The organism is Caballeronia sp. INDeC2, assembly GCF_023631325.1.
GTDB lineage: Bacteria > Pseudomonadota > Gammaproteobacteria > Burkholderiales > Burkholderiaceae > Caballeronia.
Genome location: NZ_JALQDG010000003.1, coordinates 251,287 through 271,481, shown reverse-complemented (window position 1 = coordinate 271,481; position 20,195 = coordinate 251,287). Strand labels below are relative to the sequence as shown.

20 protein-coding genes and 1 tRNA gene are annotated in these 20,195 nt (G+C 62.3%); 10 read left to right on the top strand and 11 right to left on the bottom strand.

What is annotated here, in order from left to right; translation table 11 throughout:
* Positions 1–78 precede the first annotated feature (78 nt).
* From NCS28_RS02880 to NCS28_RS02870, 3 genes are all read left to right on the top strand, one after another.
* Complete coding sequence (locus NCS28_RS02880; RefSeq protein WP_061118780.1) at positions 79–1,020, top strand: CysB family HTH-type transcriptional regulator; 942 nt, start codon at positions 79–81, stop codon at positions 1,018–1,020.
* A 56-nt stretch (positions 1,021–1,076) separates the two neighbouring features.
* A complete protein-coding gene (locus tag NCS28_RS02875) occupies positions 1,077–2,237 on the top strand; it encodes an ABC transporter substrate-binding protein (RefSeq protein ID WP_250512367.1) in 1,161 nt (386 codons plus the stop codon).
* 115 nt (positions 2,238–2,352) lie between these two features.
* Positions 2,353–2,437, top strand: a tRNA-Leu gene (locus tag NCS28_RS02870).
* A 215-nt stretch (positions 2,438–2,652) separates the two neighbouring features.
* Here the strand turns inward: NCS28_RS02870 and NCS28_RS02865 are convergent.
* The 8 genes from NCS28_RS02865 to NCS28_RS02830 form a co-directional block, all read right to left on the bottom strand.
* Positions 2,653–3,186, bottom strand: coding sequence for a hypothetical protein (locus tag NCS28_RS02865; RefSeq protein WP_250512366.1), 534 nt, complete (start codon positions 3,184–3,186; stop codon positions 2,653–2,655).
* A 15-nt stretch (positions 3,187–3,201) separates the two neighbouring features.
* Positions 3,202–5,457 (bottom strand): transglycosylase SLT domain-containing protein, encoded by a 2,256-nt coding sequence (locus NCS28_RS02860; protein ID WP_250512365.1) that lies wholly within the window; start codon positions 5,455–5,457, stop codon positions 3,202–3,204.
* A gap of 6 nt (positions 5,458–5,463) precedes the next feature.
* The gene (locus tag NCS28_RS02855; RefSeq protein ID WP_250512364.1) at positions 5,464–5,760 is read right to left on the bottom strand and encodes a hypothetical protein; all 297 of its coding nucleotides are present in this window, start codon (positions 5,758–5,760) and stop codon (positions 5,464–5,466) included.
* Positions 5,747–6,133 carry a hypothetical protein gene (locus NCS28_RS02850; RefSeq protein ID WP_250512363.1) on the bottom strand — a complete coding sequence of 129 codons (387 nt, stop codon included), beginning with the start codon at positions 6,131–6,133 and terminating at the stop codon, positions 5,747–5,749. Before NCS28_RS02850 ends, NCS28_RS02855 begins: the two co-directional genes overlap by 14 nt.
* Positions 6,134–6,174: 41 nt before the next feature.
* Positions 6,175–6,903 carry a hypothetical protein gene (locus tag NCS28_RS02845; protein WP_250512362.1) on the bottom strand — a complete coding sequence of 243 codons (729 nt, stop codon included), beginning with the start codon at positions 6,901–6,903 and terminating at the stop codon, positions 6,175–6,177.
* A 4-nt stretch (positions 6,904–6,907) separates the two neighbouring features.
* Positions 6,908–7,780: a hypothetical protein gene (locus NCS28_RS02840; protein ID WP_250512361.1), complete on the bottom strand. Its 873-nt coding sequence runs from the start codon at positions 7,778–7,780 to the stop codon at positions 6,908–6,910.
* A gap of 141 nt (positions 7,781–7,921) precedes the next feature.
* Entirely contained in the window at positions 7,922–8,659 is a 738-nt protein-coding gene (locus NCS28_RS02835) for a tyrosine-type recombinase/integrase (RefSeq protein WP_250512360.1), read from the bottom strand.
* A 949-nt stretch (positions 8,660–9,608) separates the two neighbouring features.
* Positions 9,609–10,028 (bottom strand): hypothetical protein, encoded by a 420-nt coding sequence (locus NCS28_RS02830; RefSeq protein ID WP_250512359.1) that lies wholly within the window; start codon positions 10,026–10,028, stop codon positions 9,609–9,611.
* A gap of 326 nt (positions 10,029–10,354) precedes the next feature.
* Between NCS28_RS02830 and NCS28_RS02825 the strand changes: the two genes are divergently transcribed.
* The 4 genes from NCS28_RS02825 (at position 10,355) to NCS28_RS02810 (ending at position 14,632) form a co-directional block, all read left to right on the top strand.
* Entirely contained in the window at positions 10,355–12,124 is a 1,770-nt protein-coding gene (locus NCS28_RS02825; RefSeq protein ID WP_250512358.1) for a hypothetical protein, read from the top strand.
* A gap of 108 nt (positions 12,125–12,232) precedes the next feature.
* Positions 12,233–13,330, top strand: coding sequence for a TIGR03118 family protein (locus NCS28_RS02820; protein WP_250512357.1), 1,098 nt, complete (start codon positions 12,233–12,235; stop codon positions 13,328–13,330).
* 185 nt (positions 13,331–13,515) lie between these two features.
* Positions 13,516–14,238 (top strand): pseudouridine synthase, encoded by a 723-nt coding sequence (locus NCS28_RS02815; RefSeq protein WP_250512356.1) that lies wholly within the window; start codon positions 13,516–13,518, stop codon positions 14,236–14,238.
* 217 nt (positions 14,239–14,455) lie between these two features.
* Complete coding sequence (locus tag NCS28_RS02810; protein WP_250512355.1) at positions 14,456–14,632, top strand: hypothetical protein; 177 nt, start codon at positions 14,456–14,458, stop codon at positions 14,630–14,632.
* Here NCS28_RS02810 and NCS28_RS02805 read toward each other — a convergent pair.
* Positions 14,629–15,642, bottom strand: a complete 1,014-nt coding sequence (locus NCS28_RS02805) for an NAD-dependent epimerase/dehydratase family protein (RefSeq protein ID WP_250512354.1) — start codon at positions 15,640–15,642, stop codon at positions 14,629–14,631. The genes NCS28_RS02810 and NCS28_RS02805 overlap by 4 nt on opposite strands.
* Positions 15,643–15,728: 86 nt before the next feature.
* On the opposite strand from NCS28_RS02805, the gene NCS28_RS02800 reads away from it, so the two are divergent.
* From NCS28_RS02800 to NCS28_RS02790, 3 genes are all read left to right on the top strand, one after another.
* Positions 15,729–16,760, top strand: coding sequence for a CDP-6-deoxy-delta-3,4-glucoseen reductase (locus NCS28_RS02800; RefSeq protein WP_250512353.1), 1,032 nt, complete (start codon positions 15,729–15,731; stop codon positions 16,758–16,760).
* A gap of 277 nt (positions 16,761–17,037) precedes the next feature.
* A complete protein-coding gene (locus NCS28_RS02795; RefSeq protein WP_250512352.1) occupies positions 17,038–18,222 on the top strand; it encodes an acetylornithine transaminase in 1,185 nt (394 codons plus the stop codon).
* Positions 18,219–18,641 carry a GNAT family acetyltransferase gene (locus NCS28_RS02790; RefSeq protein ID WP_250512351.1) on the top strand — a complete coding sequence of 141 codons (423 nt, stop codon included), beginning with the start codon at positions 18,219–18,221 and terminating at the stop codon, positions 18,639–18,641. Before NCS28_RS02795 ends, NCS28_RS02790 begins: the two co-directional genes overlap by 4 nt.
* Positions 18,642–18,690: 49 nt before the next feature.
* On the opposite strand, the gene NCS28_RS02785 is transcribed toward NCS28_RS02790, so the two are convergent.
* Both NCS28_RS02785 and NCS28_RS02780 read right to left on the bottom strand, forming a co-directional pair.
* Positions 18,691–19,395, bottom strand: a complete 705-nt coding sequence (locus NCS28_RS02785) for an ABC transporter ATP-binding protein (RefSeq protein WP_008351154.1) — start codon at positions 19,393–19,395, stop codon at positions 18,691–18,693.
* Positions 19,396–19,413: 18 nt separating this feature from the next.
* Entirely contained in the window at positions 19,414–20,190 is a 777-nt protein-coding gene (locus NCS28_RS02780; protein ID WP_035497906.1) for an ABC transporter ATP-binding protein, read from the bottom strand.
* Positions 20,191–20,195: the final 5 nt, after the last annotated feature.

The window sequence follows — 20,195 nt, the reverse complement described above, 5'->3', positions numbered from 1 at the left end:
AGTAAAGAACCTGCTATATATTGCAAACGACTGAAAAATTACTTTGATATGCCCAGCGGTAATAAACAAAGGTTATAAATGAATCTGCATCAGTTCCGCTTCGTGCGCGAGGCCGTCCGGCAGAACTTCAACCTGACGGAGGCCGCGAAGGCGCTGTATACGTCCCAGCCGGGCGTCTCGAAGGCGATCATCGAGCTGGAAGACGAATTGGGCGTCGAGATTTTCACGCGCCACGGCAAGCGTGTGAGATCGCTGACCGAACCCGGGCGCATCATCCTTGCGTCCGTCGAGAAAATATTGCAGGAAGTGGAAAGCCTGAAGCGCGTCGGCAAAGATTACGCGGCGCAAGATCAGGGCAATCTCGTCATCGCCGCCACGCACACGCAGGCGCGCTACTCGTTGCCGTCCGCCATTGCGGAGTTCAAGAAGCGCTTTCCCAAGGTCCACCTTTCGATTCTGCAAGGCAGCCCGACGCAGGTCGCGGAGATGGTCATTCACGATCAGGCGGATATCGCCATCGCGACCGAGGCGATCGCCAACTATAAGGAACTGATTTCGCTGCCCTGTTTTCAGTGGCAGCACCTCGCCGTCATGCTGCCGGATCATCCGCTGCTCGAGCGCAAGACGCTCACGCTCGACGATCTCGCGCAATACCCGATCATCACGTACGAGGCGTCGTTCGCCGGGCGCACGAAGATCAATCAGGCGTTCGCGCGGCGCAATCTGACGCCGGACGTCGTGCTCGAAGCCATCGATGCGGACGTGATCAAGACTTACGTCGAGCTGGGGCTCGGCGTGGGGATCCTCGCGGATATCGCGTTCAATCCGGAGCGCGACAAGCATCTGCGCGCCATGCCGGTCGGTCATCTGTTCGGCACGAACGTCACGCGGCTTGCGCTCAAACAGGGCGCGTATCTGCGCAGCTATGTGTATACGCTCGTCGAGTTGCTCTCGCCGTCGCTGAACCGTAAGCTGATCGAGCAGGCGCTCTCCGGCGAGCACGAGAGTTACGAGCTCTGAATAAAATGGCGGCGCACGCTGCCTCAAAAAAATTCCCTCTCCTGGAGACCTTTCCGATGATGCTGTCGAAGTTCACGCGCCGGGTCGCTGCCGGCGTCGTCTTGTCCGTAATCGCGGCCGCCGCGCACGCTCAACTGAAAGTCGGCATCGACCTGTCGAGCACCGGTCCCGCCGCCGCGATCGGCATCACCAGCAAGAACGCGATGCTGATGTGGCCGAAGACCATCGCCGGGCAGAGCGCGGAGTACATCATCCTCGACGACGGCTCGGACCCGGGCGCGGCCGTGCGCAACATCCGCAAGCTCGTCAGCGAGGATCAAGTCGACGTAATCGTCGGGCCGAACATCACGCCTGCCGCGCTTGCCGCGCTCGATCCCGTCGCCGAGTCCGAAACGCCGATGATCACGCTGATCGGCTCGGCTTCGGTCGTCGAGCCGCAGGAAGGCAAGAAGGTGTGGGCATTCAAGATGGCCCAGACCGACCGCGCGATGGCCGACGTGATGACGCGCTACATGGCCAATCATGGCGTGAAGACGGTTGGTTTCATCGGTTTCGCCGACAGTTACGGCGATAGCTGGCTCAGCGAGTTCACCAAGTTCGCCGATCTGCGTCATATCAAGATTGTCGCGAGCGAGCGCTTTAACCGGACCGATGCGAGCGTCACCGGCCAGATTCTCAAGCTGATGTCCGCTAAGCCGGACGCGGTGCTGATCGCGGGCGCGGGCACGCCGACGGTGCTGCCGCAGCGCACGCTCGTCGAGCGCGGCTACAAGGGCGCGATCTATCAGACGCACGGCATTGCGACGCCCGAGTTCATCAAGCTCGGCGGCAAGGACGTCGAAGGCACGCTCTTTCCGACACAGCCGGTCGTCGTCGCCCGGACGCTGCCGGCGGATCATCCGTCGAAAAAGGCCGCGCTCGCGTTCGTGAACGCCTACGAGGACAAATACGGCAAGGGCACGGTCACGCAATTCGCGGGCGATGCGGCGGGCGTCTACCCGCGTCTGCAGGATGCGGTGGCGCGCGCGCTGCGTACGGCCAAGCCGGGCACGAAGGAGTTTCGCGTGGCGCTGCGTTCGGAACTGGAGCACGCGCATGAACTCGTCGTGCCGAACGGCGTCGTGAATACGAGCGCGACGGATCACGTCGGCCTGGATCAGCGCGCAAGCGTGATGGGCGTGATCAAAAACGGCGCATTCACGTATCTTGCCCAGTAAATTCCGAGGTTGCGAAAACGCTGCCGTTGTTGCTTGCCGGCGGCGGCGTTTTTGGTCATAATAGCCGACTCGATTGGCTTGTTGCTGCGGTGTGTTGCGGTGCGAGTCGATCAAGGCCCAGGTGGTGAAATTGGTAGACGCAGGGGACTCAAAATCCCCCGCCGCAAGGCGTGCCGGTTCGATTCCGGCCCTGGGCACCAAATACTTAGAGCCTTACGCCGTAAGGCTTCTACAGCGCCAGTAGCTTCCCGCGCTAGCCGCCCCTAAACTCCGCTCGCTCAACTTTTCCGCGATTTTTCCGCAAATTTCTGCGGAAGACGGATCGTACCCTGCCGCGAGTGCAAAGAAAAGGCCGCGCTACTCGTCTCCGAGTACAGGCGCGGCCTTCGACTTTCTAGTGCCCGGATCGCGTGTCCTAGCCCTTCGCCTTCGTCTTAGCGTCCCTCTCCGCCTGTTCCTGCTGAAGTAGCTTGTTCACTGTGTTGACGCAAATCTCGTCATACATATCGAACGCGTCTTTCAGTGAGTAATATTCCTCCAACTCCTTCCGCGTGGCGTAGTGCTCCGCTACGATGCGCGACACGAACGGGTCCACGTTATCGCGCGACACCGCTGCGGCGTCCGACCGGAAGCGCGACGGAATCTTCACGACCTCCCACTTGTCCAAGAAGCCCCAGTTGTACTTGTTCACGACCTTCATAACGCCCGCCAGCACGAGGCGCGGCGAAATACTCCCCGCCAAGCACCGCACGTAAGCGTCGATTGCCGCCTCGTTATCCAGCCGCACCCACTCGCCGTTCTCCGCTCGCACGTCCGTGAGCGACAGCATTTCGGTCGGATGAATCGCGGCCAGCCCTGTGCCCATGACCTTAAATCCGTACGCCGCGCTGAACTGCTGCGTACGGTAGGTCACGCCGAAGGAAGTGTGCTCGAAAGTTTCGCGTGCCATATCTCCCTTCCTCCTTTACTGAACGCGTGCAGACTCGTTAGAGTTCGCCACATCGTGATAAACGCGGTTCAGGTGCTGCTCGACCACGCGTCCCACTGCTTGCGGATCGGTCGCGCCGTTAATGTTGAACGTATTGTTCTGGGTCATGCCGCGACTGTACAGACGATCACCCGGCCCGCCGAAGCCCGCAACGGTCCCGCCCCACGTGCGCAGATTCGAAATGGCGTGCTCGTTGTCCATCGTATCCTTGAACAACTGCGCACGCGCGGCAGGATTGGCGATAGGGAGTTGCGCCCGCTGTTCGAGTCCGGCGTGAGCCTGAAGCAACGTGCTAAGTCGATTCGACAAAGCCCAATCAATGTCCGCCTTCGGTACGCCGCCCGTCATGACTTGCCGATAGTCTCTCAGGCTAAGGTCCGCCGCGACTTGCTTTGCGAGTCCGACAATCTGGATTCCGTCGCGCGAGTTCAACTGGCGCAGGTTCGTTTGCGGCCCTCCGGTGAAACCGTAGGCGGGCGTGGCTTTCGGGTCCCATGCGTTCGCTTGCGGTCCGGTCATCCCGAAATATGCGCCACCGTTAGCCAGAACCTTCGCGGGATATGCGGCGTTCACCGCGCCCCACTTCGACTTGTCGAAACCGCCGTGGTAATAGCGCAGGGCCAGAGTCTGATCGCCGCCTGCCTTCTTGTACATGTCCGAGAGAATCGCCACGCCCGCGTTTATGTTTGCGGCAGGGTCGTTCCAGTTCTTGTCGTTCAGACCGTACTTCGCCCAATTGACCTTGTTGACGCCCATGAGGCCGTATGAGCTATCGCTCTTGGCGTTCGGGTTCCAGGTGGATTCCGTGCCGATGATCCCGCGCACGACGTTCTCCGGCATGCCGTACTTCTTTGCGGCTGCGCTGATGATCGGATCGTAGGCCGTACTCCCGGCACTCCCCGAAGCGCCGCCCGTAAGCGCCGCGCCCGCTGCGGCGGGGTTATATGTGAACGCGCCCGGACGGTTATCACCGGGCATACCGGACGAAGGGTTAGCGCCCGTACCGATACCGGACGCGCGCCCCACTTCACCGGCCCAAGCCGCCCAAGCGTGCCGCTCATCAGTAACGCCGCTCATGATGTTGACGGAATCGGTGAACGAGTTGATCGCGAGTTGGAATTGCGAAATGATCGCCTGGAACGCCGCGTTATCTTCATCGTCCGCTGCCGCCGCAGCTTCGACGTTCTTTTGATCCTGCTTGTTCTTTTCCTCTGCGGCCTTCGCAGCTTCCCGAGACCAACGCGCAGTCTCGTTAACGTCCTGCGTCACCTTCTCGGTACTCTTAAGAGCCTCAGAAAGCCCCTTCCCGCCCGTCCAATCGCCGTCCGCAACCGGAATAGTCCCCATGCCGGCTTCGGGCTGGCCGTGGTCCGTTTTCGAGCGTTCCAGCGCCTTGTTCAGACCGCCCACGAAGTCCGCCAGCGGCCCGAGCACGAAGCCGCCTACGGTGGTCGTAAGCTTGGTCATTTCCTCGTTGAACTTCGCGAGTTCATCGTTGAACTTCGCGGTGTTGGCGATAGCGTCCTGCCGCGCCTTCAACTGTTCCGGCGACATGCTGATCGTGCCGAGCGCGCCGCCCTGCTTCGCCATCGCTAAGGCCACGTCCTTGTTCATGCCGAGCATTTGTGCTTCGGCTTCCACCTGCGGCGCGCTCATACCCTTCCAACGCGCGGCGAGTTGCGTGCCCGCTGCGGTAGTCGAAAGAGGTGATGCGCCTTGCTGGACTCCGAGCATCGCGAGCAGCCGATTCTCCGGGCCGGTCCGCGAACGGTCGGCGTACGCGCTATTCAGGACGCCTCGCAGCGACTTAAGCGAATCGGACACGTTGCCGCGTGTAACGTTGCCGCCCACGAGCCGGTGCGACCAATCTTCGAACCGAAGCATGCCCATACCGGACGCGCGGGCGTCCTGCCGCTGCCCGTTAATCTGGTCGCGCGTGAGCATCGCGGTCTTGTACGCAGCGTACAAGGATGCGGTAAAACCGCCCACCGCTAGGCTGGCCGTGCCGAACCCGGCGCTGACTCCGCGAAGGCTGGACGCGATTCCGTCGAAGGCGGGCGCGACCTTCCCCAACTCGCGAACGGTCGTGGAAGCGAATTCCTTCGTGCCCTTCGTGATCGCGTTAAGGCTCTTGTTGGTCTCTGCGGTCTTAGTGTTGAGCTTGCTCAACTCCGAGACTGCGGCGTTTACCTTGACCTGATATTGAATAACGAATTCATCAAGATTAGACATACTCTGTTACTCCCCGGTTCGTGCGGCTTCCTCTGCCGCGCGCAACATGTTTTCGGTATGCATCGCGAAGGCGTTCGCTACGCGTGCGCCTGCCGCGTCCCACGACTTGTTCGCGAACTCGCGTTGCTCTTGGTCGATCTGGTTGAACGCCAGAATCTCGTCAAAGACGAATCGCGCCTGCGCCCAGTGCCGGAAGGCTGCGTTGATCGCTTGCGGCGTGTTCAGCGGCTTACCGTCCACCGTGGCGGTCGAGAGAACGGCGAGGCGGAATTGAGTCTGCCGTTTCTCGTCATCCGTAGTCATGTAGTCGATGGCCGCTGCGGCTGCTTCCCACCCTTCGAAGGCGCTGAACGGTCTTCACTGAGATGCTCGTCTTCACCTTCGAAAGCGCGGAGTGCGTGTCCCAGATTTGGAGCAATTCCGACTCCGAATAGGACGACAGGACGGCCTCCATCTGTCGCGTGTACTCGTCCGAATCTTCGAGCGCCGCAGCGCACTTAACGAGCAGCGCCGGATGGCCGATCCAGTCCTCGCCATACGCCGCTACAAACGAGTCGAAGCGAGAGAAGCCGCGCACTCGAAGTTGGACGTACATGTGTTCCAAACCCGCCTTGCGTGCGAAGTCGGACGGCGTGAGTCGGATGGTGTTGCGGTGACGGTTGATGATTACGTTCATCGTTCATTCTCCCTAGAGGTGGTTAATAAAGGTGCTGCTGCTTACTTCGTTGTGAAGGTTCCGTCCATTCCGATAGGGCGCATGAGAAGCGTCTTATGGTCGAAGCGCCACGTAACGAGCGATTCGAAAGACGGGTCCAGCGCACGCACGGCATCCAGGTACTCGCGGTCCGAAGCGTGGGCCGCGTCCTGAACCTTGCGGCGGGTAGCGGAGTCCATGCCGCGAATGCCCTTCGTGGTGACGTCCTTGCGCTTTACGCCTACGCCGGTGCGCGGGATTCCGCCGCGTGCGCGGATGCCAGCGAACAGCGCGTCCATGGTCGCTGCGAGTTGGCCTACAAGACCGTCCATACCTGCGACGGTCAGCGGGTCTGTGTCGCGCTGCGCCTCGCCCAACGCTACGGCGGTGCCCGCCGCGTCATACGGCGTGTTCTCAACACCGCGCGGCAGCCAGCCGTCCTGAGATTCAGCCGCGTGTTGCGTCTCGCCGCTGATGATGCGCTCGATATTGCCGAGGACTTCGCGGGCCTGTGCGACGGCCTCTGCGCGAGTTCCGAATTGACCGGCAGCATCGTGCGCGGCCATCGCCTTGTACATTTCTCTCACGGTCGCTTCGTCCTGCGCTGCCTGCCTATCTGCGCGCGCCTTAGCCGTAGCGCGCTGGACGAGTTCCGTGGCCTGCTCGATGCCCTTCTGAGCGTTTTCCAGTTGGTGACTGAGAGTCGCGATAATCGCGCTCGCGCTGGCGATCTGTGTGTTGCGTTGCTTCATTTGTTTATGCTCCCTTTGTGACGTTCGCCATGAGGCGTTCGTATTCTTCACTCGTGCGACGTTCGAGCGTGGCGATAATCTCGCGGCGCTGCTTCATCGCTTCCTTAACAACCTTCTTGCTCTCGCCGCGCGTGATGATCCGGTCGAGGTCTTTCAAGAACCATTCCGGCGTGAAGATTTCGCGCATCGTATCTTCGGTCGTCGCGCGGTTCAGGGCGATGGTGAATTCAGCAGTCTCTTCGAGCCAATTGCTATCGCGCTCCGCACTGTTGAGATTTTCATCGCTCGCCACGCCGCCCCGAAACACCACGATCCAAGCCGCGCGTGCCGAAACGAGGCGGCAGCGAAGGTAAACATACGACTCGATGTAATACCGGACGCCAGCCAACAGCTTCGGTTCGTCCACACCGCGCCCGCCGTGAAGAATGCTGCGGAGTTCGCTTTGCGTCGTGACCATGCGCGGAAGTGTCGGGTGATCCTCCGTAGCTACGCCCAGCACGAGCGAGAAGGTGTAGAACTTGCCGCCCGACTCGAAAACGCTCTGTCCCGAAGGCGATTGCTTAAGTGCGAGGCGGAATTTGATGTGCTTTTCGAACGGAAGGCGGTGCGCGCGGAAGGCTTCTGCGACCGAACGATGCTCTGTGACTTTGCCATCGTGGGTCACCACTACGCCGTGCTTCGTGATACGCGCGGCGCGGACCGCCTGATCGCCCCAAGAGCGCGACACACCCGCTGCGTTCCGAGCAGGAATTTTGAAGGCCGGAAACTTGATCGGCTCCAAACCGAAGTCTGCGCGAGTCGGAAAGCGTTCCCACGCGGGAGCCATGACGATTGCGGGTGCTGCTGCGGTCTTGGTGGTAAGGGTTTTGCGTGCCATGATGAGGACTCCTTAAGGTTCTAACGGTTCTGAGAGGTTCTGTTCACTGCGACTACGGAATCTATTATCGTGACTTTCCTTACATATGCGTTATATAAATCTTGCGATTGTCCAGTTAATTGTCACTATCAGAACTGCGACCTAGATAGTCAGTCCTGCCCGCCGCAACTTCGCGGCTGTCTCGTCGCTCACCGCCCGTTCCCCGATCAACTCCAAAATCAGCGCGGCCACCTCGTTCGCCATCGCGCGCAGGGTCGCGAGCTCAGTTTGGATATACCGGGCGGTAATCGCGCCTTTCGTGACCGCCCAATTGTGTCCGAGCAGCGCACCGACCTTCGCCAGATCGCCATCGAACGCTAGGCCGCAGACCGTCGCGTACGTGCGCCTTAGATCGTGCGCAGTGACGCGCGGAATACCCGCGAGCGCGCACGCCCTAGACAGCGCGCCGCCTATCCGCGTTAGGTGCTCCGGCGTTTCGCTAGTGCTCCGGGAAGGGAAAGCGTGGACCGCACCGAGTTCGCGCCGGACGTAACGCGCGGCGAGCAGCGACACGACCGAATCCGACAGCGGAAACGCACCAGTGAATCCTTTCCACCCTTCGGTTCCGTGCGGCACGAGCAAATAACCGTTCCTCAGATCGACGTGTCGCCACTCGATTCCCAATCCAGCGTTTAGGCGCATCCCCGTCATAAGCAACACAGTGATCGCTTCCCGCCCTTCCCTTCGCGTGAGCGCCCGCACCCCTCGCCAGAACGCCTTCAGATCGCGCATCGCTATGTACGTTTCGCGCGGCGGCGCGGCGATAAACCTGCGGCCCAATCGGACCTTCATAATCGGGTTGGAGTCCAGCCGGTCCAGCGACATCAAATATGTATACACACTCGACACGATATTTGCGGCGTATAGCGCCTTCGAATCGCCGTGCTTGTCTCGGACTGTCCCTAGAAACGAAACCCACTCTGCTACACGCGTAGTGGCTAGAGGCCAGTCCTTCGCTCCCACCAGCGCGTACCGGTAGACCTTGTCGTAATCTGCGCGAGTCGCGGCGGCGAGTGGAGCGCCTTTCTTTGTGCGGCGTTCTGATAGGAAGTCGGACCAGACGCTGGCTAACGAGTCCGAAGGCGCGGCGAGTACCGGACTATCCGCCGCAGCGCTCCGGGCGGCTAGAACACTCGATTCCGCAGCCGCTCGCGCCTCCCGATAGGTAAGGTCCGAAGCCGCGCCTATCGTTTTCCGTATCTCGCGCCCGTTCGCTTTGAACCGCACGTACCAGACCGCCTTCAGTAACGGCGATACCTGTAGGCCGAGTGCCGGGAAGTCGCTGTCTGTATATCGGCCCGGAGTTCGCGCCGCGATGGCGTATATGGCTTTCCTTGAAAGGGCTGTGCGCCCGCGTTCGTCTTGAATCATTTTCCGCGATTTTTCCGTAAATGGTTGTCGGAACGCGGATAAGCTGATTTGCGTGTAACGGCAAACCGTTGATTTCCAACGGTTATTTATGGTGGTTCGGTCTTGGCACAGGACTCAAAATCCCCCGCCGCAAGGCGTGCCGGTTCGATTCCGGCCCTGGGCACCAAGTTTCTTGCAAAGCCGCTCCGTTCGTGAGCGGCTTTTTGCGTTTGGGGCTGGAGTGTTCCTGACGTACTCCAAGACCTGTTCGCGTCAATCCGTTTTCAATCGATGCCCGAACGCCGTTCCGTTCGGCCCTGAGGCGCCTCCTTGGCGAAAGTGCGAAACAACCAGTCGACCACAACCGGTACGCCATATCTGGCGAATGCACACGCAATCACGACGGGCCAATACTCCCGAAAAAATCCCAAAACGAAGTTCAACATTTCGCCACCCTAGCCTTGCTTTCGTTCAACGCAATTGAAAATAGGTAGTAGCCCAAAGAATCTCGCAACGGATGAAGCGGCAAAATTCCTCGGACTTCTTCACTAAACGAAGCCACGAGCAAGTATATCCACAGGAGCACGCCAATCAGAGAGGCGAAAATTCCCAGATTCGCGATAAACATCGCCTGACCGATTCGTTGCGCCGACACCCAGAGTCCCCCGCGCAGTTCGCCCGGCAGCGCGGCCAGCGCGACGTTCAGACTGACGCTGGAGGCGACGAGCGAGATCGGAAAGAAATCGTCCTTCCCGGGCTGCTTCAGCGCCACTCGCAAGATGTATTCGATCACGCCCATGAAGAGCGGCAGTCCCACGATCAATTGCCGCGCTGTCGCCTCGAAGCCGTTCGATTGCATTTGTCATCATCCTTTCGTAGCTGATGACACGCAATTTCGCCCGCGCAAACATTTGCGGGAAGTCGTCCGGATGGCTATGTCGCGTCTCTACGGGCGTCGAAACCGTTTCTCCCTGGCGCTACGTTTCGCGAATGTGCGCAATCGCGTAGACGCGCTTCACCGCGCGCCGCAACAATACCCTTCATCGGCATTCAGAATCCCGGCGCGCGGAGCATCACGGGGATGCTCGCTCGCGCAGCGCCCGCATTTCGGGTTGCTTAGGACTATCTCTATGTCGTGACCCGCTCGCGCGATGCGTCGAGCCATAACTCGAAGAAGGGTACGACATGAATCGACCTGAATACTCGCTGTCGCTCGACTCCGTCATCTGTCAGCGCTGCAACACCGTTTCCCCAGCCGAGGAGGACACCTGTCCGTCCTGCGGCGCCGATCGTCAGGGCGCAATTTTCACGAGCCGCGCGGAAACCCGCGCGAGCGTGCCGGTGCCCGCGCAACTCGACATCGTCGATTGGGATGACAGTCACTGGCTGCAGCGCCTCGTGCGCCGCAGGATGTTGACCTCTTATCCGAACTTCATCGAACCCGGCGATGCTCAGGAACAGCGACGCAAATCCGCGCACACGGCCATCGCCGTGCTGGTGGGGGGCGTGGTCGCGAGCATCGCGGTCGGCGGGTACTTCTATGCGCGTCTGGACGACAACGCACCGCCAGCGAGCGACGATCCTGGTATCAGCGTGGCGGGTTCGGTTCGTGATCGCGCATCGGCCGCGCCCGGCGCCGATGCGGCGCGGTTTGCATCGTTGATGCGATCCAAAGCGGATTCGACGAATGCGCAGGCGGTCGTGCCTGCTTCGTCATCGTCAGCGGCGACGGCGAAGACGAATCACGCACGTGATGAACACGCGTCGGCCTCGCCGGGCGTTGCGGTTGCGGCGCGGGCGGCGACGGAGACTACTCCGCTCGTCGCACCTCGCGTCGTCGCCGCGAGTGCGGCAGCATCGGTTAGCACGCTTGCCGCCATTGCGCCCGCGAAGCCATCGATGCCCTCCGCACCAACGGCACATTTCGCGGCGATCGCACCTCATGTAGAACCACGCGGCGCCGCCGCAAGCACGCCTGCATCGGTCAGCACGCAGGCCGCGATCGCGCCCGCGAAGGCATCGATGCCAGCCGCGCCAACAGCACACGTTGCGGCGGTCGCACCTCGTGTGGAACCACACATCGCCGCCGCAAGCGCGCCGGCATTGGTCAGCACGCTGGCCGCTACCGCGCCCGCGAAGCCGTCAATGCCCCCCGCAACTACGGCACACGCCACGGTGAGTCCGCCGTCGCCAAGCATGGCGTCATCGGCCGCCGTAGCCTCGGCCAAGCCCGCAACGGCGAGTCCAGCCGCGTCCACGGCCACATCGGTTGCCGCCGCCGCCCCGAAGATCAAACCGATCGTCGCATCGGCACAAACCGCAGCCGCCCCGCTCCCCGCGAAGCCAGCGACGCAAGCACCCGTCGCACGCACGACCGAAGCGCCTCGCAGCACGCCGACGATCGCCGCAGCCGAAAAACCCGCCGCGCGCCCGACCGCGCCAGCCGCTGAACCACTCCCCCCAGCCATCGCCCGAAACATCGCATCTGTCCAGCAAGCGCTCGCCGCCCGCGATCTCACCTCCGCGCGCCGTCAAATGCGTGGCCTCTATGCAAGCGAGCCGCGCAGTCCGGAAATTCAGCAGCTCGCGGCCGAATTGTCGCGTCAGGAACGGGTGCGCGACGGCGCAATGACGAACGCCCGCACCTGCGCCGCGAACATGGACCCGGCGTGCGCATTGCGCAATGCCCGCCGCGCCGTGGCGCTCGACCCGCGCAACGGACAAGCCCAGGCAACGCTGCGCCGCGCGCTTGCCGTGCAGAACGAAACCAACACGGAGTACTTCCGGCAAGCCAGCGGCATACCGAAGCCCATAGTCCCGACGATGACCTTCGACGGCCGCTGGAGCGCGGGCCCTCGTCATCCCGCAATGTCGGGCGATGACGACGATTCGCGCTTCACGCTCTTCGGTCTCGGCGTGCCGGTGGTTTCGAAGGGACGCAACGACGCGCACTGACACGCATTGAAACAGACACACGGTTTGCGAAGGAATAAGCCGCGAGGCACATCCGTTTAGAGGTGACGAACGAACTGACGGCGCAGCGCTGCCGAAGGAGTCACCATCATGCAAACCGGATTGTGGAGCCGCTTCGTCCTTTGCGCCGCCGCGGTCGTGACGTTGACGGGCCTCGCCTCGTGCGGCGGCGGTTCGAACGACGACATGCCCGCGGCAACGCGCTTCAAGATGTCGATCGTCGTGTCCGATGGCGCCGTGCCCGCGCCGCACACGGACCCGAACCTCAAAAACGGCTGGGGCGTCGCGTTCAATCCGAACGGCTTCGTGTGGGTCGCCAATAACGGCTCGCAGACGGCCACGCTCTACGACGGCAACGGCGTCGTGCAACCGCTCGTCGTCGCCATTCCGCCGTCCGCGACGGGCCCGGCCGATCCCACCGGAATCGTCTTCAACAAAGGACCGGATCTCACGCTCGCGCGCAACAGCAAGTCGGGCGTCGCCGCATTCGTCTTCGCGGGCGAAGGCGGCTCGATCACCGCGTGGGCGCCGGCCGTCGACATGACGCACGCCTTCACCGTCGTCGATTCGAGCGCGTCGGGCGCGATCTACAAGGGACTCGCGATCGCCACCACGGCGGCGGGCGCGCATCGCCTCTACGCGACGGACTTCCACAACGACAAAATCGACGTTTTCGACGGCACATTCACGAAAATCGTCGTGCCCGGCAATTTCACGGACACGCAGATTCCGGCAGGCTTCGCGCCCTTCGGCATCCAGGCGATCGGCTCGAAGATCTACGTCACCTATGCGAAGCAGGACGGCGACGCCGAGGACGACGTGCCCGGCGCGGGCCAAGGCTTCGTCGACGTATTCGACATCGACGGCAATCTGATGCAGCGGCTCGCCCCGAACGGTCCGCTGAACGCGCCGTGGGGCGTCGCGCAGGCGCCGGGCAACTTCGGCACCTTCAGCAACGACATTCTCGTCGGCAATTTCGGCGACGGCACGATCAACGCGTTCGATCCGACGAGCGGCGCGTTCGTCGGCCAGTTGATGAACACCGACGGCACGCCGCTCGTACAGCGCGGCCTATGGGGCATCGCGTTCGGCAACGGTCTGCAGGCGCAGCCGACGAACACGCTCTTCTTCGCCGCCGGGCCGAATTTCGAAGCCGATGGCGTGTACGGCCGCATCGACATGCAATGACGCGCGCAAAGGGTTTCCCTGGGCGATGACGCCGGCCCCGGACGCCCCTCGTCCGGATGCGCATCGCCACGCTCGGCGCCGCCCGCGATTCGGGCGGCGCTCTTTTTGTCGCCGATGCGAAACGCCCGGCGAGCACGGAGCCCACGCGCGGCTTGCTAGAATGCGCGCTTAACTCCGCTCATCCGATGGACCTCGAAACCCTCCTCTTCTCCCAAGGCTTCGGGTCGCGCCGCCAGTGCCGCGGCATTGTCGCCGAAGGCCGCGTGCGCATCGCGAGCCTCGTGCGCGACGATCCCCACGCCGATATCCCCGTCACGCCCGGCCTCGAATTCGAAGTCGACGATCAGCTCTGGCCGTATCGCGAGAAGGCGTACATCGCGCTGAACAAGCCCGCGGGCTACGAATGCTCGGGCGATCCGCAGCATCATCTGAGCGTGTTTCATCTGCTGCCGCCGCAGTTCGTCGAACGTGGCGTGCAGTCGGTCGGCCGGCTCGATCAGGACACCACGGGCCTGCTCCTTCTCTCCGATGACGGCGCGTTCGTTCACGCCTTCACGTCGCCTAAACGGAAGGTGCCGAAGGTCTATCTCGCGACCGTGCGTCATCCGCTCGACGATGAACAACTCGCCAAGTTGCGCGACGGCGTGCTGCTGCACGGCGAGTCGAAACCGAGCGCCGCACTCGCGGCCCGGCAACGCGACGAGCGTTTGCTCGAACTCACCGTGCTCGAAGGCAAATACCATCAGGTGAAGCGCATGGTCGCGGCCGCCGGGAATCGCGTGGAGAAGCTGCATCGCGAACAAGTCGGCGGTTATGGTTTGCCGGGCACACTTGCCGAAGGCGCATGGCGCTGGCTCGATGAAGCCGATCTCGCCGCGCTGCGTCAGCAGCCGGACATGGCGCCGTAGCTGCGCTTCGAAGCCGGCGCGTTGCGCGCGCACGACGGTGCCGCCGAGCCCAAAGACCTACGCCGGCTATGGCCACGGCCAGATCGCCGTATTGAGCATGCAAATCGGTGAAAGCCCTCAATGGCGGACGCTGCGCCGCAGCATGCCTTCCGCCTGCCGCCCTCATATACTGGTCTAACGGATACCAAAATGACTATCAAAAAAGCAGGAGGGCATCATGGTCTCGCACTCGACCGCCGCGCTCGTTGCGTTCGTCGCGCTGAGCGCTGTCCTCATCGGGGTGCTGGGCATCGTCATGCACATGCGCCACAAGTATTCGCCGAATCTCATCGGCGCATTGATCGGCGCGCTGATGTGCTTCGTTCTGCTCGAAACGATTCCCGCGCTGATCTAGCGCCGCGTCGCGGCATTCAGGAAATCGTCGACTGTCGGATGGCGTAGCACGTAGCCCAGTTCGCGCTTCAAACGCGCGTTGGACAGCCGCCGCGATTCGCGCATGAACGAGAGCGTCATCGGTTCGAGACGCGCTTGGGCTTCGCGCCGGGAAATGCGTGGCACACGCGGCAAGCCGTATGCATCCGCTACGCGGTCGAAGTAATCGGCCATGCGCAAGTCCGTGTCGTCCGAGGCGTTGATGACGCGCTGCGGCCGCCCGCGCGCAAGCGCGCGCACGAGGATCGCGGCGAGGTCGTCGGCGTGGATGTGATTCGTGTAGACGTCGTCGGATTCGATGAGCGCGGGCATGCCCTTTTCGATGCGCGCCACCGGCAGGCGATTGGCCGCGTAAATGCCCGGAATCCGCACGATCGACACGCGCCACCCGCTTTCCACGCCCGCCGCGCGCAACTGCCGCTCCGCCGACACGCGCCGCCGCGCGCGCTCGTTCTCCGGCCGGGCGGGACGGGTTTCGTCGATCCACGCGCCGGCGCAATCGCCATAGACGCCGGTCGTGCTCGCGTAGACGAACCGCGTGCGCGGTCCGGTCCGGCGCGTGGTGGCCGCGCGAAGGCCGTCGGGTACAATGAAAGCCGTTTTTCCGGCTCGATCCGGATGCAGCCAGTGAGTCTTCGCATCGCGCGCCACCGAGCGGCGCGGGCGGCGCAACGCGGCAATCAGTGCGCGGGTGCGGCGGTCCGAATCGCCGTCACGCTGCGGCGGCGCGAGATGCAGCACATTGCGCGCGAGGCCCGCGAGCCGTCCGAGGCTGCGGCGCAGATCGAGGTCGCCGGAAATCGGCGTCGCGCCGGCCGCGCGCAGTTCGCCGGCGCGCTCGGGATGATGCGTGAGCGCGACGACGCGGGGCGCGTTAGCGCGCGCATGCAGAAGCGGCAGCACGCGCATGCCGACATCGCCGCACCCGACGATCAGGACACGCGCGCGGCGAAGGTTTCGAGTGGCGATCATCCGGGCATTCTATCCGTCGCTTGAAACCCGCGTGCGGCGTCGAACAAGACCAACGAGACAACTCCACACATCGCAGAAATCGATCTATGGCTTTCAACGTAACGCTCCGGCAAAGCGGCCGGCAGTTTCAAGTAGAACCCGACGAACCGGTGCTCACCGCCGCGCTGCGTCAGGGCATCGGCCTGCCGTACGGCTGCAAGAACGGCGCGTGCGGTTCGTGCAAGGGCGCCGTCGTGAGCGGTGAAGTCGAACAGGCGCCGCATTCGTCATCGGCATTGTCGAACGACGAAAAGACCCGCGGCATGGCCCTCTTCTGCTGCGCGACCGCGCAGACCGACCTCGAAATCGACGTGCGCGAAGTCGCGGGCGTCGGCGACGTGCAGGTGAAAAAGCTGCCGTGCCGCGTGAACGCGCTCGAACGCAAGGCCGACGACGTCATCGAACTGAAGCTGCAACTGCCCGCCAACGAGCGTCTGCAGTATTACGCGGGGCAGTACATCGAATTCATTCTGAAGGACGGCAAGCGCCGCAGCTATTCGATGGCGAGCCCGCCGCATCACGAAGGCCCGCTCGAGCTGCACATCCGCCACATGCCGGGCGGCACGTTCACGGATCACGTATTCGGCGCGATGAAAGAGCGCGATATCCTGCGCTTCGAAGGCCCGCTCGGCACCTTCTTCCTGCGCGACGAGTCCGAGAAACCTATCGTGCTGCTGGCCTCGGGCACGGGTTTCGCGCCGATCAAGGCGATCATCGAGCATGCGGTGTTCAAGAACCTGAATCGCCCGATGACGCTCTATTGGGGCGGCCGCCGCAAGAAAGACCTCTACATGATGGATCTCGCTGCGCAATGGGCGAAGGACATCCCGAACTTCGCGTTCGTGCCGGTACTCTCCGAACCCGACGCAGCCGACAACTGGACGGGCCGCACGGGCTTCGTTCATCGCGCTGTCATCGAAGATCTGCCAGACTTGAGCAGCTATCAGGTGTATGCGTGCGGCGCGCCCGTGATGGTGGAATCCGCCCAGCGCGATTTCACGCAGCATCATCGCTTGCCGGAGGACGAGTTCTACGCGGATTCGTTCACGAGCGCGGCGGATCTGGCGCATCCCGTGTGATGTCGCACGTAGTCCGCACGCGGACAAAAAATCCGCGTGCACGGTTTACAGGCGGCAACCCCTTAACGTATCCTTCGCGAATGATCAAAATCCTGAACGCACTTCGACGTCGCCGCTCGCCGCTTCCCTAGGGATGCCGCTGGCTCGTCATGCATTTGCGCTCACGGTTCGGTTTGTTCGAAGCGTACGAAAATGAAGCCACGGAAATCCGTGGCTTTTGTTTTTTCCGGATCGTTTTCTTCTTTCTCTCGCACTAGCCTTCGTGGAGCCCGCTGTCATGAATTTCAATGAGTACCCCGTCGATTCGCTGATGTACATCACGAACCGTCCCGAGATCGTGTTCACGCACGGCAAAGGTTCATGGCTCTACGACAACACGGGCAAACGCTATCTCGACTTCATCCAGGGCTGGGCCGTCAACTCGCTCGGCCACTGCAACGAGGGCATGATCGAGGCGATGGAAAAGCAGGCGCGCACGCTGATCAATCCGTCGCCGGCGTTCTACAACGCGCCGATGGCGCAGCTCGCGGGCCTGCTCACCGCGAACAGCTGTTTCGACAAAGTGTTTTTCGCCAACAGCGGCGCCGAAGCGAACGAAGGCGCGATCAAGCTCGCGCGCAAGTGGGGCAAGAAGTTCAAGAACGGCGCGTACGAGATCATCACGTTCGATCACAGCTTCCACGGCCGCACGATCGCGACGATGTCCGCGAGCGGGAAGGCCGGCTGGGACACGATCTACGCGCCGCAGGTGCCGGGCTTCCCGAAGGCCGATCTGAACGACATCGCTTCGGTCGAAAAGCTCATCACCGAGAAGACCGTCGGTGTGATGCTCGAGCCGATCCAGGGCGAAGGCGGCGTGATTCCCGCGACGCGCGAGTTCATGCAGCAACTGCGCGAGCTGACGAAGAAGCACGACATCCTCCTGATCGTCGATGAAGTGCAAAGCGGCTGCGGCCGCGCGGGGACGTTGTTCGCGTACGAGCTGTCGGGCATCGAGCCGGACATCATGACGCTCGGCAAGGGCATCGGCGGCGGCGTGCCGCTCGCGGCGCTGCTGTCGAAGGCCGACGTCGCGTGCTTCGATGCGGGCGACCAGGGCGGCACCTACAACGGCAATCCGCTGATGACGGCAGCCGGTTACTCGGTGATCTCGCAACTCGTAGCTCCAGGCTTCCTTGAAGGCGTGCGCGAGAAAGGCGCGTATCTGCGGCAGGAACTGCTGAAGCTGTCGGACGAGCGCGGCTTCAAGGGCGAGCGCGGCGAAGGCCTCCTGCGCGCGTTGCTGCTCGACAGCGACAAGGGTCCGCAGATCGTCGAGAAGGCGCGTCTGATGCAGCCCGACGGCCTCTTGCTCAATGCCGCGCGTCCGAACCTGCTGCGCTTCATGCCCGCGCTCAACGTGACGAAGGACGAGATCGACCAGATGATGACGATGCTGCGTTCGGTGCTCGATTCGCTGTGATCATCCGTACGTTCGATGCAGCCGATCGCGATGCCGTGATCGCCCTGTGGCGCGCTGTGTTTCCGGAGTACGCGGATGCATCGCGGCCGCAGCGCGATCCCGCCTTGTCGATCGTGAACAAGATGAAGACGCAGCCGGAACTGTTCTTCGTCGGCGCGCTCGATGGCGAAGTGATCGGCACGGTGATGGCCGGTTATGACGGTCATCGCGGCTGGGTGTATTCGCTGGCCGTCGCGCCATCGCTTCGTGGGCGCGGCTATGGCAGCGCGTTGATGAAGCACGCGGAAGCCGCGTTGACGAAGCTCGGCTGTCCGAAGGTGAATCTGCAAATTCTGTCGGTGAAAACGGAGTTGCGCGGGTTCTATGAAAAGCTTGGTTATCGCATGGATGAAGTCGTGAGCCTCGGCAAGCGGCTATAAGAAAAGGCCGGCTGCGAGAGCCGGCCTTTTCATCTACAGCAAAAAACGCTTACTCGCCCAGATAAGCCGCGCGAACCTTCGGATCGTCGAGCATGACCTTGGCGTCGCCGGACATCGTCACCGTGCCCGAATCCATCACGTAGCCGCGATTCGCCGCCTGCAACGCAAGACGCGCGTTCTGCTCCACGAGCAGCACCGTCAGACCTTCCTTCGAAATCTCGCGCACCACTTCGAAGATCTTCTCGACCATGATCGGCGACAGACCCATCGACGGTTCGTCGAGCAACAGCAGCTTCGGCCGCGAGAGCAGCGCACGCGCCATCGCGAGCATCTGCTGTTCGCCGCCCGACAACGTGCCCGCATACTGCGACGCGCGTTCCTTCAGACGCGGAAAGAAGCCGAACATGCGCTCGGTGTCCTTCTGAATGCCGTCGGAATCGTTGCGCAGATACGCGCCCATCTGCATGTTTTCGAGAATCGACATGCGCGCGAAGATGCCGCGGCCTTCCGGCACCATCGCGAGGCCGCGCTTGAGCAGCTCGTGCGTCGGCACGCCCTTGATCGACTGGCCCATGTACTCGATATCGCCGCCCGAGTAAGGCTTGAGACCCGTGATGGCCTTCATCGTCGTGGTCTTGCCCGCGCCGTTCGCGCCGATGAGCGTGACCAGTTCGCCCTGCCCGACTTCCAGATCGACACCCTTCACCGCCTGGATGCCGCCGTAGTTCACCTGCAAACCCTTGACCTTCAACATTGCGCTTGTGGTCGCCATTTAGTGCACCCCCGCACCCAGATAAGCCTCGATCACCTTCGGGTCCTTCTGCACGTCCTGCGGCAGACCTTCGGCGATCACCTTGCCGTAATCGAGCACCGTCATGCGGTTGCACAATCCCATCACGAGTTTCACGTCGTGTTCGATCAACAGAATCGTCTTGCCGTCCGAGCGGATCTTGTCGAGCAGACGCGTGAGTTCGACCTTCTCCGTCGCATTCATGCCGGCGGCGGGTTCGTCGAGCGCGAGCAGCTTCGGGTCTGTAGCCAATGCGCGCGCGATCTCCAGACGACGCTGGTGACCGTACGACAGATTGCGCGACGTGTAATCTGCGTATTGCAGCACGCCGACGTATTCGAGTAGTTCGAGCGCGCGCTCCTTGATCTCGCGCTCTTCACGGCGCTCGGCGGGCGTCTGGAACACCGCGCCGATGAGTCCGTGCTTCGTGCGCACGTGCCGTCCGACCATCACGTTTTCCAGCGCCGTCATGCCGCCGAAGAGACGAATGTTCTGGAACGTGCGCGCGATGCCCGCCTTCGCCACCTGATACACGGCAGTGGGCGTATAAGCCTGGCCGTCGAGCTTGAACTCGCCCGAGTCCGGCGTGTAGAGACCGGTGATGACGTTGAAGAACGTCGTCTTGCCCGCGCCGTTCGGGCCGATCAGACCGTAGATCGTGCCTTCTTCGATCTGAAGGCCCACATCCGACAAAGCCTGCAAGCCGCCGAAGCGCTTGTTGACGCCCTTGACGGAAAGTCGTGTTTGCTTTTCGCTCATGTTCT